General features: G+C 68.2%; 9 protein-coding genes. 3 read left to right on the plus strand and 6 right to left on the minus strand.

The annotated features are described in order from the left end of the window. The first annotated feature begins 57 nt into the window (after positions 1–57). Together ACFYYR_RS25460 and ACFYYR_RS25465 are read left to right on the plus strand one after the other, a co-directional pair. Positions 58–2,211, plus strand: a complete 2,154-nt coding sequence (locus ACFYYR_RS25460) for a glycosyltransferase (RefSeq protein WP_388857912.1) — start codon at positions 58–60, stop codon at positions 2,209–2,211. A 64-nt stretch (positions 2,212–2,275) separates the two neighbouring features. Continuing rightward, on the plus strand, positions 2,276–2,635 hold the full coding sequence (locus tag ACFYYR_RS25465; RefSeq protein ID WP_388858188.1) for an LCP family protein: 360 nt from the start codon (positions 2,276–2,278) through the stop codon (positions 2,633–2,635). 283 nt (positions 2,636–2,918) lie between these two features. On the opposite strand, the gene ACFYYR_RS25470 is transcribed toward ACFYYR_RS25465, so the two are convergent. The 6 genes from ACFYYR_RS25470 to ACFYYR_RS25495 form a co-directional block, all read right to left on the minus strand. After that, positions 2,919–4,478 (minus strand): M4 family metallopeptidase, encoded by a 1,560-nt coding sequence (locus ACFYYR_RS25470; RefSeq protein WP_388858191.1) that lies wholly within the window; start codon positions 4,476–4,478, stop codon positions 2,919–2,921. 342 nt (positions 4,479–4,820) lie between these two features. Next, positions 4,821–6,092, minus strand: a complete 1,272-nt coding sequence (locus tag ACFYYR_RS25475; RefSeq protein WP_388857915.1) for a S8 family serine peptidase — start codon at positions 6,090–6,092, stop codon at positions 4,821–4,823. 1,168 nt (positions 6,093–7,260) lie between these two features. Further along, a complete protein-coding gene (locus tag ACFYYR_RS25480; protein ID WP_388857918.1) occupies positions 7,261–8,760 on the minus strand; it encodes a hypothetical protein in 1,500 nt (499 codons plus the stop codon). 597 nt (positions 8,761–9,357) lie between these two features. Beyond that, positions 9,358–11,481 (minus strand): glycoside hydrolase family 2 TIM barrel-domain containing protein, encoded by a 2,124-nt coding sequence (locus ACFYYR_RS25485; RefSeq protein ID WP_388857921.1) that lies wholly within the window; start codon positions 11,479–11,481, stop codon positions 9,358–9,360. A gap of 489 nt (positions 11,482–11,970) precedes the next feature. After that, positions 11,971–12,795, minus strand: coding sequence for an NAD-dependent epimerase/dehydratase family protein (locus ACFYYR_RS25490; protein ID WP_388857924.1), 825 nt, complete (start codon positions 12,793–12,795; stop codon positions 11,971–11,973). Positions 12,796–12,932: 137 nt separating this feature from the next. Further along, the gene (locus ACFYYR_RS25495; protein ID WP_388857927.1) at positions 12,933–13,793 is read right to left on the minus strand and encodes an IclR family transcriptional regulator; all 861 of its coding nucleotides are present in this window, start codon (positions 13,791–13,793) and stop codon (positions 12,933–12,935) included. Between the two features lie 186 nt (positions 13,794–13,979). On the opposite strand from ACFYYR_RS25495, the gene ACFYYR_RS25500 reads away from it, so the two are divergent. Next, positions 13,980–15,563, plus strand: coding sequence for a sodium:solute symporter family protein (locus ACFYYR_RS25500; protein ID WP_388857930.1), 1,584 nt, complete (start codon positions 13,980–13,982; stop codon positions 15,561–15,563). Positions 15,564–15,585 lie beyond the last annotated feature (22 nt).

Raw genomic sequence — 15,585 nt, forward strand, 5'->3', positions numbered from 1 at the left:
ACGTCGAAAGTGCGTGAACGGCCCTTCGGTCCGGCGCCTTCACGGAAGAGCGGCCTGATGGCCGGGCGCCACGCGCAGTCGCGGCAGCCACAGGCCCACTGGTTCCTGCTGACGGTGATCCTCACGCTGTTCGCCACCGCCCTGTTCTTCGACGGTTGGAGCACCCGTCAGGTGTTCGCCGCCCCCGATGCGCGCCGCCCCTGCGCCCATCCCGCCCCGCCCTCCGTCACCGGCGGCGGACCGGTACTGAGGATCAAGGGCGACGCGGTCACGTCCACGTCCATATCTCCTCGTACAGTGGCGCTCACCTACGACGGTGGCCCGGACCCCGTGTGGACCCCACGCCTGCTGGACCTGCTGCGCGAACACCACGCGCACGCCACCTTCTTCCTCGACGGCTCCCAGGTCGCCCGCCATCCGGCACTCGTGCGGCGCATCCTCACCGAGGGCCATGAGGTCGGCTCGTTCACATACACCGGGGCCGTCCTGGGCTCCGTGTCGCCGCTGCGGGCCGGGGTGGAGCTGTCGTTCACCCGGGCCGCGCTGCAGGGCGCCGCGGGCGTCTCGACCCATCTGCTGCGCATGCCGCGCACCACCGCGGTGGACACCCTGTGCGGAGCCGAGTGGCGTGCCGCCCGCCGCGCCGCCACCGACGGCTACTGGGTGGTCGCCGCAGACCGGCCGGACCGCCGGCCGGCCCGCGGCGCGATCAGACAGCTGGACCAGAGCGAGGCGGCCTATCAGCGCACCGCGGCACTGCTCCGGGCCCCGGACGTGGACGAGTTCACCACCGTCACGGCGGGAGTGGGCGAGCTCCCGGCCAACGAGCCGGCATCGGTCACCGCACGCTGGCGCGGCACCTGGCTGGTCTGGTTCGCCACCGCGGGACACGCCCTCGCCACCACGATGACCTGGGTGCTCGGTGCCGCGGGCGTCCTCGGACTGATCCGGGTGGCGCTGCTCCTCCTCTTCTCCCGGGCGCACCTCCGCAGACGTGGACGGCCCCGGCCCGGTGTCTCCTCGTTGCGCCGTGTCACAGGCCCGGTCACCGTCCTCGTTCCCGCCTGCAACGAAGAGGCGGGCATAGCGGCCACGGTGGGCTCGCTGCTCGCCTCCACCCACACCGCGTTGCAGATCATCGTGATCGATGACGGGTCGACGGACCGCACGGCGGAGGTCGTGGCGTCGATCCGCGACCCCCGGGTCACCCTGATCCGCCAGGCCAACGCGGGCAAGGCCGCCGCTCTCAACACCGGTTTGTGTCACGCCCGTTATGGCATCGTGGTGATGGTCGACGGGGACACCGTCTTCGAGCCGGATGCGATAGAGCGGCTCATCCAGCCACTCGCCCACCCCGCGATCGGCGCGGTCAGCGGCAACATCAAAGTAGCCAACCGCAGCGGCCTGCTGGGCAGATGGCAGCACCTCGAGTACGTCGTCGGCTGCAATCTCGATGTGCGGATGTTCGAGGTGCTGGAGTGCATGCCGACCGTGCCCGGCGCCATCGGTGCCTCCCGCCTGGAGGCTCTGATGGGCGTGGGCGGGATCAGTGAGGACACCCTCGCCGAGGACACCGACCTCACCATGGCCCTGTGGCGGGCCGGGTGGCGGGTGGTCCACGAGGAGCACGCCGTCGCCTGGACCGAGGTGCCGCAGTCCCTCGGTCAGCTGTGGCGGCAGCGCTACCGCTGGTGCTACGGCACTCTTCAGGCCATGTGGAAGCACCGCTGGGCTGTCACCGATGTCGGTTCGTCCGGGCGCTTCGCCCGTCGCGCGCTGACTTATGTCGGCGTCTTCCAGGTGCTGTTGCCGCTGCTCGCCCCGCTCGTCGATGTCTTCGCCGTCTACGGGTTGTTCTGCTACGACCTGGCGTGGACCATCGGTGTGCTGCTGGCCTTTGTCGCCCTCCAGATGGCGCTCACCGGATACGCGCTCCGGCTGGAGGGCGAGCGGCTGACGGAACTGTGGGTGGTGCCGTTGCAGATGGTCGTCTACCGGCAGTTGTTGTATCTGGTGGTGTTCCAGTCGGTGGTCACCGGACTGATGGGCTTCGGGCTCCAGTGGCGCCGGATGCACCGCTCCGGCCTGGCCGGACAGCGGCTCGGCTCACCTCCCGCTCACGAGTCCGGCTCCCCGGTGGGCCGGCGTCACCTTCCCGGAGCGTCGCCGGACACGGGACCGCTGAGCGTGTCGAGGGCTTCTCACGAGTAGAGGGGCAGCCTGCGCCTACGGCGGACCCGAACTGCCGGCCCGTACTGTCGAGCGCGCCACCGGGCTGCGGATCGACCACTACGGGGAGATCGGCTTCCGTGGCCTCGTGGACGTGGTGGACGGGGTCGGCGGCGTACGGATGTGTGTGGACCGGCACATCCGGGACCGCGACTCGGGGGTGGACCTGCGCAAGGGCTGTCACCACCTCGACGGTGCCCAGGCGCTCGTCCCCGTCCGCCGGCGCCACCAGGAGGCGGGGGCGATCCGAGGCGCACCGGAAAGCAGCGGAAGCTTCTCCCGGCGCCGGCCGGGCGGGTCGCCACTCCCGGAGGTGCTGCTCAGCCCGGCGACTCTCCGTCCGGTGCTCGGCGCGGTGCTGGACGCCCAGGTGGTGGACACGGAGATGGGGCCGGCTGACGGTTGACCTCACCGCCCTGCTCCGGGCCGTCGGCAGCGGCGGAAGCATCGCTCTCACATGGCCGGTGTCGGCCGTGGGGGTGCCCACGTCCAAGGGAGTGCGGTGAGGTGGGACGCGGAGAAGGCCCGAAGGCTGTTCACGGCGCTGCGCGAAGACCGGCCGGTGCGTTCCGGGGCGGCGGAGTGCCACGCACAGGAAGACGGGGCCGTACCGGTTGCCGCCGGTACGGCCCCGTCGGTCTCGGGGGTGAGGGCGGCGCGAGGTCCCGAAGGTCCTTACGCCGGCGGGGTCACTTGACGTCGACGGCGGTCCACGCGGCCTCGACGGCCTTGGCCTCCGTGCCGCCGGCGCCGTACAGCTCGCCGGCCGCCTTGACGGTGCCCTCGCGGGCTTCGGCGTAGGTGGTGGTCGAGGTGAACTGCTCGGTCAGCGCCTTGTACCAGATCTGGACGGCCTTGTTGCGGCCGATGCCGGTGACCTTGGAGCCGTCCTTGGTGGGGCTGTTGTACTTGACGCCGTTGATGGTCTTGGCGCCGCTGCCCTCGCTGAGCAGGTAGAAGAAGTGGTTGCCGACGCCGGAGGAGAGGTGCGGGTCGAGTCCGCCGGTCTGCTGGTCCCAGTAGTCCTGGGACCGGCCGTCCTTGCTCGGCTGGTCCATATAGCGCAGTGGCTTTCCGTCGCCGCGGAGATCGATCAGCTCGCCCATCAGGTAGTCGGGCCGGTCCTTGGCGTTGTTGGCGGTGAACTCCACTGCCGTGCCGAAGATGTCGCTGGTGGCTTCGTTGAGACCGCCGGACTCACCGCGGTACTCGAGCCCGGCGGTGGCGGAGGTGACTCCATGGCTGAGTTCGTGGCCCGCGACGTCGAGCGAGGTCAGCGGGGACTTCCCGTCTTTGCCGTCCCCGTAGGACATGCAGAAGCACCCGTCGTTCCAGTAGGCGTTGTCGTAGTTGTTGCCGACGTGGACCCGGCTGAACGCGGCCTTGCCGTCGTTCTTGATGCCGTTGCGCTTCAGGGTGTTCTTGTAGAAGTCCCAGGTCTTGGCGTGGCCGTAGGCCGCGTCCACGGCCGCGCTCTGACGGCCGCCGCCCCAGGTGTCGTCGGGGTCGGTGAACAGCTCGCCGGGCGCGGTCTCGGATTCACTGTTCTTGGCGTCGTTGGTCTTGTGTCCGCCGTGGGCGCTGTCGGTGAGGGTGTAGGAGCCGCCGCTCTTGCTGGTGTTGAGGTCCACCTTGCCGTTGTAGTCGCCGGTTCCGGTGCCGGTATGGATGGTCTCGTTGCTCGCCAGTTGCTTACCGGTGGCGGCGTCGGTGATGACGTGCAGCGCGCTGGGCGTGCCGTCCTTCCGGGTGCCGGTGACGACGGTCTCCCAGGCGAGGACAGGCTTTCCGTCGCCGGCCCAGATGACCTTGCGCGGCGATTCGGCACTGGCCCGGGACCCGTCCTCCCCCTTGAGGGCCGCCAGCGCCTGCTTCCTCGCGCCCGAAGCGGGCTCGGCGGCATCGAGCGAGGCGACGGATATGCGGGCCTCGGTGGCCTTGGTGACGCCGCGCTCCGCCCCCTTCTTCTCATGCACCACCAGGTCGCCGCCGAGCACCGGCAGTCCGCCGTAGGTGCGCTCGTACCGGGTGTGGACGGTGCCGTCCGTGGCTTTGACGACATCGCGGACGATCAGCTTCTCCTTGGTGCCGAGGCCGAGCCCCTTCGCCTCGGCGACGGCATCGGACTGCGCGGCCTTCAACTCCATGACGCGCTGCTGTGCCGGGGATGCCGATGGCTTGGGCGACGCGTCTCGGGGCGTCCGGTCGGGGCTGGCGCTGGCGAAGCCTTCGACGCCGGCCACGACCATGGCCGCGGAGGCCGCCAGGATCGCGATGCGCCGGACGCGCTTGCGGGGGTTGGTGGTGCCGGAGTGAGTGCCTGTCACATGAACTCCTTCTGGGGGGCCGTGCGGACACGGCCAGGGCGTGAACGGGGCGGCGGGATGGGGCCGCCGCCCCGCGTCAGGAGGAACACGGAGCCGATCGCGCCGGGGCATGGTGCAGCGATGGGCACCGCGAGGGAGCGCCGTCCTTCGTGAGGGCGATCAGACAAATGGGTGGGATCGCCCTGCGGCGCGGGGGACACAGGGAGCCGCTGGAAAAGGGGCCCTCTGTGCCGGGACGAGCGGGGACCGGTGAGCGCGGGCGCGCTACTTGGTCAAGGTCCCCTTGAAGACCGAGCTGCTGTGCAGGTCGAGCAGGCGTTCCTTGACGCCGTCCTTGGAGTTGTCGGACCAGCCGAGGTTTCCGGCCTTGAGGATCGTGTCGCGGATGGCCATCACATCGGCCCGGTTCTTCGGCTTGTTGTCGCCGCTGGCAAGCCAGGCGGCAGCGCCGGCCACATGCGGGGCGGCCTGGGAGGTACCGCTGTAGTTGGAGTACTCGCCGCCCTTGAAGCTGGACTGGATGCAGTCGCCCGGGGCGGCGATGTCCACACCACGCCCGAAGTCACTGCCGCCTCCGTTGACGTGGTCGATCCAGAGCGAATCGTCCTGGTTCTTGTTCTTCTTGTTGCACCAGCTGAACTCGCCCTTACCGCCGGCCTTTCCGTCGCCGTCGCTGATCGCGGAGACGGTGATGGCGTCGGGGACGTCGGCCGGGGTGTGATATTTGGCGTCCTTGACGTCCTTGCGTTCGTTGCCCGCGGACACCACGACCACGATGCCCTTGGCGATGGCACGGTCGACCGCGTCCTTGACCGCCTTGGAGCTGTCGTCATAACCCGCGCTGATGTTGGCGACCTCGATCTCGCCGGAGTGTGCCGTCACCCAGTCGAGAGCCGCGACGAGCTCTGATGACTTGCCTGAGCCCTCATCGTTGAGCATCTTGATCGACCACAGTCGCGCGCCCGGGGCGACGCCGGTGTAGCCGATCTTGTTGTCGAGTTCGCCGATGATGCCGGCGACATTGCTGCCGTGGCCGTCACCGTCGGCACCGGAGTTGTCCTCGCACTTGTCCACACCGCTGCAGTTGACCGAGCGGACGACATTGAGGTCCGGGTGGTCCTTGTCGATCCCGGTGTCCAGGACGGCCACGTCCACGTCGACCCGCTGGTCGACACCGTCACCGACCTTGAGCGCCTTGTTCTCGGTGGCCATGACGCGCCTGACACCGTTGGGGAGCTGCTGGCCTCTCGCCTTGAAGGCTTCCGTCCGGGTGTGTTCCTCACCGGCCTTGCGTCCGGTGCCGTCGCGCTCGACATAGGCGACCGAGGAGTCGGCGCGCAGCGAGTGCACGGCCTGTGGGGTGAGTTCCGCCGAGAATCCTTGGACGGTGGAGCGGTAGACCGAGCCCAGGTTCACGCCGTTCATGCCGTCGGTGACTGCGGTGGGGTCGGTGGTGGCGCCCTTGGCTGCCCCCGAGTCCTTGAGGACGACGATGTAGTCGGCCGAGCGCTGCACGGGCTGCTGGGTGGCGCCCATACCCGGGGCGACCCCGATGCCCGCGGCAACCGCCGACAGGCCGATAAGTATGCCTGCTCGTCTCACACTTCCTCCGTGGGGATTGTGGTTTTCGGCATACACGTATTACCGATGCCGAGAAAAGAAATGGAACCCCGTCCGACGAATCCGATGCCGTTGGGGTGGGTCACTGTCTACCCCGGACCGGAGTGGCGCCGCAAGGTTTTCCAGAAAACTATGGGTGGTCAACCAAGCGGCTTCACGGGCGAATTCGCGTGACATCCCGCACAGAGGCACAGCTGAATTGAGGGCGCAATTCATGGTGACGCCATGGCAGGGATGAGCAGCCCTTTCCGGCCGCATGACCCGTCCACCCCTCGGAGCAGATTCCGGCACGAAATCTCCCGCCGGGGACCCGGCAGGACGTTACTCAGACCTCATCCATGGGGATGGGGCGAGAGAACCATGCGGCGGATACGCCTTGACCATGGGAAGCAATTGAGTCGGCATCGGCGTCACGGCCGCGGCGGATGCGTCCCCCGCCGTCTCTTGGCCGGGGGGAACAGGTACGTCTTGTTCAACGGGACTCCTCCACGGGTTCGGCGGCCGCCTGAGGCGGCCGACGCAGGTGTGCCATCAGACCTCCGGAACTGCCGCGCCGACCCGCAGGACTGGGTCCGGCCGCCTTCCCGGTCGCCTTCACGACCGCGTCGCACACCGGGCGTCCCGCCTCTTTGCGATTACTTTGCCTCTGCGTGGCGCCCCGTCCACGCCGCCAGTCCCGCCACCGCGGAGGGAGGGTCCCGATAAGCGGAGGAAACAGTCTTCCCCTGACTCAACACTCCATCCCTACGCACCACCTGAAAGGGCGGAACACTTTCCGCATTTCCCCCGCATGGGAAGCAGTTCACGACAGCACTCAACCCTGACCGGCCCGTCGACGCATCCCCTTGATTGCCCCGATGCCCGCCGCAGCGGTATGTGTGGATTGCGGGCCCACCACACGATGGCGGCACCGCCGGCCCAAAGCCCTGCACGACGGCCGGAGCGCCGCACCGACCGCGAGCGCAGACGAGCCGCTCGCGGTCGGTGGGAGACGACCCGACCCGCTCCTGGACGTGGTCGAGGTCAAACGGCAGCATGACCGGGGAAGCGGGTACCGGTCAGGTGGTTGTCGGCGGCATCCGCCTCAGCCCGCTGTCCAGAACTCGATGGACAGCGGGGGCAGAGTCAGGGTGAGCTTCGGTCCGGCCTTGGAGCCGACGCTCTTGTCGTGCGTCGACGGACCGTACCGGTGGCCATGGAACTCCCCCTTGGTCTGGGTGTCGATGGTGCAGGTGAACGCGTCCTTCTCCGACCGGTTGGTGACGACGAAGACCGGCTTGTCATGGGGGGTGCGCCAGGCCATGATCCGGTGCTCGGTATACGGCTTGCCGTTGGCACGCTTGGGCTCGTCGACGTGATAGCGGACAGAGTCCCATGGCATGTACCGAAGGAAGCCGGCCACCGCGTTCCAGTTCCGTGGGTTGAACTCCCAGTGGCGCTCCTTGAGGTGCTTGAAGCGGTCCGGGTTCCTGGCGTTCGGCGGCCGCCAGAAACCGAGTGAGTAGCCGTCGGACTCGGAGTTCTGAGTGGGCTTGAGTGCGTGCAGCCAGAACCAGGTGGGAGAGTTGTGGAAGGTCATCCAATTCATGATCGACTGCGCCGTGTTGATCGTCCGCCAGTCCGTGGTCCCCCCGTGCAGGTACTCGAACTCGTTGCAGAAAACCGGCTTGCCGGCCCTGCCGGAGCTGAAGTCCTCTGTGATCTGCCGGTTACTGTTGTGGTACCCCTTGTCCAGCCGGTGATAGGTCCAGGCGTCCACGTGGCGGAGTGCATCCGGATCGGCTTTGAGCGCCTTGCCGATCCTGCCGCCCCAGCCGTCCTGGCTGTCCGCATGGACGATCACCTCCGGATACTGCTTCCGGATCTTGGGAGCGACCGCCTTGAAGGTCTTCAGATACTGGTCGGGCGTGTACTGGCAGGAGGAGTACTTGGTTTTGTAGCGAGGTTCGTTCTGCAAGCCCCACATGGAGATCGGCACGCCCCGGTCGGTGAGGTACTTCAGGTCGCCCACCATGGCGTCGCCGAGAGCGTCCAGGGCCTCAGGGGAGAACGAGGCGAGCCTGCCGCCGATGTAGGACTTGTTGGTCTTCCAGCCGGGGGCGGGCGACCAGTACTCTGCGGCCACGCCCTCGACGCCGGATTGCTTGATCATGTCCGCCAGCAGCGCGGTCTGACCCTTGTAACGGTCGACCATGTGCTTCTTCGTGGAGTCCAGGCCCCGGTGGTAGAGCCCCATGGCCAGTCGGCAGTAGCGGAATCCACGGTCGTTGCCGCCCTTGAGCAACTGCTGGTAGAAGCGGTCGCGCTCACTTTCCGTCAGGTCATAAGGAACGCCGCTGGCCACATCGGGCATGCCCTTGTTGCCGGAGCCGATGGAGTCCGACTGGATCTCGAAGCCCAGCCCCCAGATGGTCTGCCTGCGGCCCTTGTCGAAGCGGATGGTGTAGCTGCCCGAGTCGACGCCAGGCGCGCCGGTTGCGCTGGGCTGGTCGAGCAGCGACCACGCTGCCGCTCCGGCTCCTGCCGCGACGGCGCCACGCAGCAGGGTTCTGCGTGGCAGGGGGTTGTGGGGTGACATGGTCATCGCTCCTCGTGCAGTGGGGGTGGCGGAACGCGGGCGGAGCGGTCGGCTCTGGCCAGGTCCCGCTCCGCCGGGCGTCCGCATGGCGGGTACGTGCTCGAACGAGCAGCGCGGACCGTCGCCGCACGCCGCGTCACGCCCCGCGGACAGCGGTCGCGGGCCGTCGTCGAGCCCGGCCGCAGGACGGCGTGTGTCCTCCGCACGGCGACGAGGCAGGCAGCCCTTGGCCGAAACACGACGCCCGTTCGAGTTGAAGAAGAACGTATGCGATATACGAAGCAACCGCCAGGGGTGTGAATGCTGGATTTCCGGAACGTTCCGAGTACCGACGAGGTGCACCGGATTCATGTTCCGCTCAGCGGCTACCGGGTGACGTTCAGTGAGCGCTGGGGCGACTGGGCATCAGGAGCACGGCCGGCGCCGCCGCTCTGCACAGGACGCCAGCAGCGCACCGGGACGGTCGCGAGGCCTGCAAAGCAATGTAAAGCCGCCGAACGGTGCATCAACCGAGATGAACAGTGACGAGGCGTCGTACCCGCTACGAGAAGACCGCTGGCGTGTGGCAGCGCCGGCCATGGCGTCCTATAGGAGCGACCTGACCTACCGAGACGCTGCCCCACCAGCTGCGCCATGGGCGAGAGTCCAGATGACGGTGTCGGTATGCACCTCGCTATCGATCGTGGCGGTGACGGCCACCTCGTTCTCACCCTGCTCGAGGGTCACGTCGGGCCAGATGAAGATGTGATCGCCGCTGCTCCTGGTGCCGAGCGACCGGCCGTTGAGTGTGGCGGTGACGCGGTCGGCGTTGGAGTAGACCTTCACCTCCGTTGTGACATCGTTGCGTCGGGACCAGCGACGGCTGGTGATGTAGAGGGTGGGAGAGGCCGCCCAGTTGGCCTTGTACCAGTAGAAGGCGTCCTTGCGGACTTTGCGGTCGCGCGTGACCAGGCCCTTGTCGTTGATCCCCGGCCGGCCTCCCTCGTTTCGCCGGTCCGAGGCAAAGTCGAACATGTTCCACACGAACGTCCCCCAGATGTACGGCCGGGAGGCGAGCTGCTTCCACGCCGCCTCGTGGTACAGGGCCTGGTACTCCTCCGGGTGGAAGGCGCCGCCGGGGTCGGGCTTGGCCGGGTTCAGGGCGTGCTGGGTGGTGTTGGCGCCAGCGCCGTACTCGGAGACGGCGATCTTGCGGTCGGGGGCATCCGCGTGCCGGTCATCGGCCCAGCGGCCCAGGTCCCCGTCCTTGGAGCCGGTGTACCAGCCGTAGTACACGTTGTGTCCGGTCGTCTGCGTGTGCCGCGCCAGTGCCGGGTCGCCGCCGCCTGCCACGGCGTAGGTCGAGATCCGCTCCGGGTCCTCGGTCTCGACGATCCCGGCGAGCGCGTCGAGCAGCGCGTTGGTGGCGCCGTTGTCGCTGCGCTGCTCGTTGCCAATGCCCCAGAAGGCGATCGACGGGTGGTTGTAGTTCTGCCGGATCAGCTCGATGAGCTGGCGCTCGGTGCCGGCGGTGAAGGCGGACGATTCGGTGATGGTGTCCACGAGAGGGATCTCCGCCCAGACGACCAGGCCGCGCTCATCGGCGAGGTGGTAGGCCTTCTGGTCGTGCTGGTAGTGCGCCATGCGCACGGCGGTGGCGCCGATCTCCTCGATGAGGTCGAAGTCCTGGGCGTGGTCGGCGTCGTCGACCGCCCATCCCTTCCGGGCCCGGTCCTGGTGCAGGTTGACGCCGTGCAGACTCAGGTGTTCGCCGTTGAGGAAGAAGCCGGCATCGGCGTCGACGGCGATGCTGCGCAGGCCGAGCTTCTCGGTCACCACGTCCGTGACCTTGTCGTCGGCCCCGGTGGTGTCGTGGATCTCGACGCTCGCGCGGTAGAGATGGGGGTCCGACGTACCGTTCCACAGATGCGGCTCGGCGATGGGGACGTTCTGCGTGATCTCGGATCCGGCTTGCGCCGCGACGAGGTGCGCATCGCTGCGCTCGTCTACGACAACGGTCCCGGCCGCGTCGGTGATCACGGTGCGCACGACCACCGATCTGCCGGTGCTGTTGTTGTTCCACAGCTTGGTCGTCACCGTGACCTGCGCCGACGTGGAGGTCACGTCCGACTGCCGCAGATAGACTCCGGGCCCCGCGTGGTCGAGCATGCGTATCTGGAGCTTGTCCACGGCCCAGAGGCTGACGTTGCGATAGATGCCGCCGGAAAAGCAGAAGTCCCCGCTCAAGGGGGCGATGTCGCGTTCATGGGCGTTGGTCACCCTGACGGCGATGACGTTGTCCTTGCCGGGGAGTAACGCCCGGGTGGCGTCGAACCGGAACCGGGAGTAGCCGCCCTCGTGCCGGCCCAGACAGGTGCCGTTGACCCAGACCTCGGCGACCTGGTTGGCACCGGCGAACTGTAGGAACAACATCTTCTCGGCCAGTGCGGCCGGGAGTGTGTCGTGGCGGCGGTACCAGCAGACGCCGCGGTAGTAGTTGCTGCCGCCGTCCGCTCCGTCTTCGGCGTTCCAGGTGTGCGGAGTACTGACGGGGGCCCAGGCGGAGTCGTCGAACCCGGGTGCGTGGGCGCCGCTGACATCGCCCTTGGTGAACCTCCAGCCGGTGTTGAGATCGAACCGGGTACGAGGCTGCGGTGCCGCGTAGGTCACGACGGCGGCTGATGAGTGTGCCGGACGGGCGTCGGCCGTGGCACCGCCGGTCAACGGGACCAGCGCGCTTCCTGCCATGGTGCCCAGTACCCGTCGGCGAGAAGGGGGTTGTGTCATCTCAGGACTCACTTCCGCGGAGGTGATGAGTGGGGGGAGCGACCAGAGCGACGGAGTTCCGACGGGCGGACCGGGCGGACCGGGCGTCGGAAGGTTGCCTGACGCAGCGGGCCCGCGGAGCTCCGGGCCTGTGGGTCACCGGTCGAAACCACTGCTCCGAGGGTGGAGTCCGTCGCTGGTCGCCTTGGCATAGCAGGTCCACCGGTGCGGAGGGTGTGACCGCCGGCGTCGTGCCGTCGTGCCGTCGTGCCGTCGTGCCGTCGTGCCGTCGTGCCGTCGTGCCGTCGTGCCGTCGTGAGCCGACCACAGCGGCACGATGTGTTCAGTGCAAGGAAGTTAGCGGGCCATGTCCCGTCCTGTAACCCCTCGGGCACAAGAAACAAGGACCGCCGTGGTCATCCCCGCACCCGCTGAGATCCAGGAGCAGACAGCAGCCTTTGCCGGACCGGGTCACAGCGGGTTGGAGACCCCGAGAGGAGCGGTGCAGAATGGCCCGCCGACGTACTCGGCCGCCGGACCGGTGGGAGCCGGTGCGGACTCCATTCGCGCAGCGTAGACCTCGGCGTTGTCGGCGGCTCGGTAGCCGAGCGCTTCGGCTTCGGTGAGAGAGTAGATCCGCCGCATGTTGTCGGAGACTCCCCAGATCAGCCGGTAGCCGGGGGACGGTGCGCTCAGACAGGCCTCGAGCAGCCGGGCGCAGTCGTCGGGCGACAGCCATGTGGCCAGGCCGCGTGGACCCAGCGGCAGCGGCGTCGGGAAGCAGGACCCGATCCGGATGACGATGACGTCCATCCCGAACCGCGAGTGGTAGAGGCTGCCCAGCGCCTCGATCGCCGCCTTGCTCACCCCGTAGTACGTGTCGGGGCGGGGGGTGGAGTCGGCGGGCAGCCCGGCTTCCCCTCCCTCGTCGTTGCGGCGGAAGCCGACGGCGTGGTTGCTGGAGGCGAGGATCACCCGGCGGACGCGGGCCACCCGGGCCGCTTCGAGCACCGTGTGGGTTCCCTTGATGTTCACGTCGACGGTTGCCTCCCAGGAGTTCTCCCGGCTGTGCCCGCCCAGGTGGATCAGAGCGTCGGCCCCCGCACAGGCCTGCTCCATCGCCACGCGGTCGGTGACGGAGGCCGTCACCAACTCCACGGCCTCGTCCGCCCCGGGCGCCTGCTGCGGACCGATGTCCAGCAGCCGCAACACCCGTCCGGGGCGCCGCAGCCGAGGGCGTATCTGGGTGCCGATGCCCCCTGCCGATCCGGTGATGAGCACACGTTCACGCATCATGGTGATCCCCAAGAATGTGAGGCGGTCCGAGGACCGCGGGTGGCCTGGTCACAACGACCGCGACATCCGGCAGGCCCTCCGCTCCGACGGCTGAGCCCGGGCCCGCCGACCGTCACGTGGCGGGCGTACGGAAGGCGTCACCGGATGCCGGCCCTGCGCAGCTTCCGGCCGAGGGCGTCGGCGGTTTCGGCGAGGAGCTCACCGACACGAGCGGCTTCGGCGTCGGTGGCCTGCGCGGTGGGCATGGAGCAGCTGATCGCGTCCGTGCCGGGGATGCGGTACGGGATCACCGCGGCGACACACCGGACTCCCTCGGTGCCCTCCTCCACCTCTGCCGCGTATCCACGTTCCCGGGACAGCGCGCATGCCTCGTACAACTCCTCGTGGTCGGTGATCGTGTGTGCGGTGAGCGCGGGCAGCTTCGGGGGCAGCAACTGCGCCATCTCCTCCTGGGTCAGCTCGGCGAGCAGAGCCTTGCCCAGTGCGGTGGCGTGCGCCGGAAGGGTACGGCCGACGCGCGAGATCAGATGGGTGGAACGCTTGGCCTCGCGGGTCTCCAGGTAGACCACCTCCGCTCCGTTGCGCCGGGCGAAGTGGGTGGTCCAGCCGGTCTCGCCACGGATCTTCTCCAGCTCCTCGGTTGCGTACGGGACCACCGGGTCGCGGTCCAGATACGCCGTACCGCAGATCAGCGCCCGAACCCCGAGCCGGTACCGGTTCGAGGCCGCGTCCAGTTCGAGCCAGCCGGCCTCGAGCAGCGTGTGCAGCAACGCGTGCAGGCTGGAACGCGGGAATCCCATGTGCTGGTGCAGGTCGGACGGCGACAGCCAGACATTGGTGCGGGCGAACGCCTCGATGAGCTCCATCGTCCGTCGAGCCGACTTGACCCCGCCTGAACCACCGCCTGCCCCTGGCACCGGGGTGCCTGCGGCAGGCATCCCCTGGTCAACCGCCCTCGGCACAGCCGAATCTCCTGTCCGCTCGGCCTTGCTCGGCATCTCGACTCCTCAACACTCGGTGTTTTCCCGGCCGTTGACGTCGCCAACGGGTAAGGCTAGCGTCCGTGAACGCAGTTCTCATAGAAGAATGCGTTCACCCTATAGACCACTTCCTCATATGTGAACAACGGGACGTGACGGAACCACACGGCTGAGGACAGCTTCAGCAAGACGAAGGAGTCAGTGGTGCACGGACTGGACTGGGCAGTGCTGGGCGGGTACTTCGGGGTGATGGTCCTGATCGGCTGGTGGTCGCACCGGCGCGTCGGTGACGTCAAGGACTTCTTCACGGCCGGGGGCCGGATGCCCTGGTGGCTGGCGGGGATCTCCCACCACATGTCCGGTTACAGCGCGGTGCTCTTCGTCGCGTACGCCTCGGTCGCGTATACGTCGGGAATCACGGTCTACTTCTGGGCGTTCGCCACCATCGGCATCGGAGTCGGGATCGGCAGTCCGGTGTTCGCGCCCCGCTGGAACCGGCTGCGGTCCCGGATCGGCGTCGCCTCACCACTCGAATACCTGGCCAGGCGCTACAACGTGCCCACTCAGCAGGCGATGGCCTGGAGCGGCAGTGCGCTGAAGATCTTCGACATCGCGGCGAAGTGGTTCGCCGTGGCCACCCTCCTGCACGTGTTCACCGGGGTCGACTACAACCTCGGCATCCTCATCACCGGCCTGGTGACCCTCTCCTACTGCACCGTCGGCGGCCTGTGGGCCGATGCCCTCACCGAGCTGGGGCAGTTCGTCATCCAGGCCGTCGCGGCGATCGTGATGATCGTTGTCACCCTCGGCAAGCTCGGCGGCGTCGAAGGACTGTGGACCATGTGGGCCGACCTTCCCGCCGGCCACCGCCATCCGACGACGCCCACGTACACGACGGTCTTCCTTCTCGTCTACGTCCTGGTCAAGACACTCGAATACAACGGCGGAATGTGGAATCTGGCGCAGCGATACATGGCCGCCCCCAGCACCCATGAGGCGAGGCGGGGCGCGGTGCTCTCCTCGCTGCTCTACCTGTTCTGGCCGATGGTCCTGATGTTCCCGATGTTCGCCGCGCCGCTGTTGATACCGGACCCCGGTAAGCCCGAGAACGTCTACGCCGTCATGACGGAGACGTTCCTGCCGCCCGGTCTGGTCGGCCTCGTCCTCGCCGGGATCTTCTCGCACACCATGGCGATGGTGTCCTCCGACGCCAACGCCATCGCGGCCGTCTTCACGCGCGACATGATGCCGGTGATGAGCCGCAAGGCCCGCGCGTGGACCGACTCCCAGGGGCTGAAGGCGGCCCGTGTCACCACCGTGATCTTCGTGCTGCTGACCATGGCGGTGGCGACGCAGGCCGAGAACCTCGGTGGTGTCCTGAAGATCGTTGTCAACTGGGTCGCGGCGCTGATGGGTCCGATCTCCATTCCGCTGCTGCTCGGCATGCTGCCCTGGTTCCGCCGCTGCGGTGCCCGCGCGGCGCTGACCTCGTGGGCGAGTGGACTGATCGCATATGCGCTCGTCTCCTACCTGTGGGGCGCCGGCCAGACCTGGCTGATCGCCACGCCAGTCCTCGTCTCCCTCGCCCTCTACACCGGCCTCGGACTCCTCGCCCCCGAACGCACGGACGCCGTTGACGACCTCCTCGAGACCATCGGCAAGCCGGACGGGAAAGAGCCGAGGACCCCGAAAGCAGCCAAGGGAACGAAGGGCCCGGCGGCCCCGAGGACCGGCGCGGACAAGCCTGTGCCACCGGATGCGAGTGATGACGCGACAGCGCGTGTATGACCCCGCCCCCTTGCCTCCCGCC

It is taken from the genome of Streptomyces sp. NPDC001922, from assembly GCF_042891165.1.
Taxonomy (GTDB): Bacteria; Actinomycetota; Actinomycetes; order Streptomycetales; family Streptomycetaceae; genus Streptomyces.

Coding starts and splice junctions, on each gene's coding strand:
- ACFYYR_RS25460 (WP_388857912.1), top strand. CDS start 58: ATGGCCGGGCGCCACGCGCAGTCGCGGCAGCCACAGGCCCACTGGTTC.
- ACFYYR_RS25470 (WP_388858191.1), bottom strand. CDS start 4,478: ATGGTCGTGGCCGGCGTCGAAGGCTTCGCCAGCGCCAGCCCCGACCGG.
- ACFYYR_RS25475 (WP_388857915.1), bottom strand. CDS start 6,092: ATGGGCGCCACCCAGCAGCCCGTGCAGCGCTCGGCCGACTACATCGTC.
- ACFYYR_RS25480 (WP_388857918.1), bottom strand. CDS start 8,760: ATGACCATGTCACCCCACAACCCCCTGCCACGCAGAACCCTGCTGCGT.
- ACFYYR_RS25485 (WP_388857921.1), bottom strand. CDS start 11,481: ATGGCAGGAAGCGCGCTGGTCCCGTTGACCGGCGGTGCCACGGCCGAC.
- ACFYYR_RS25490 (WP_388857924.1), bottom strand. CDS start 12,795: ATGATGCGTGAACGTGTGCTCATCACCGGATCGGCAGGGGGCATCGGC.
- ACFYYR_RS25495 (WP_388857927.1), bottom strand. CDS start 13,793: ATGCCGAGCAAGGCCGAGCGGACAGGAGATTCGGCTGTGCCGAGGGCG.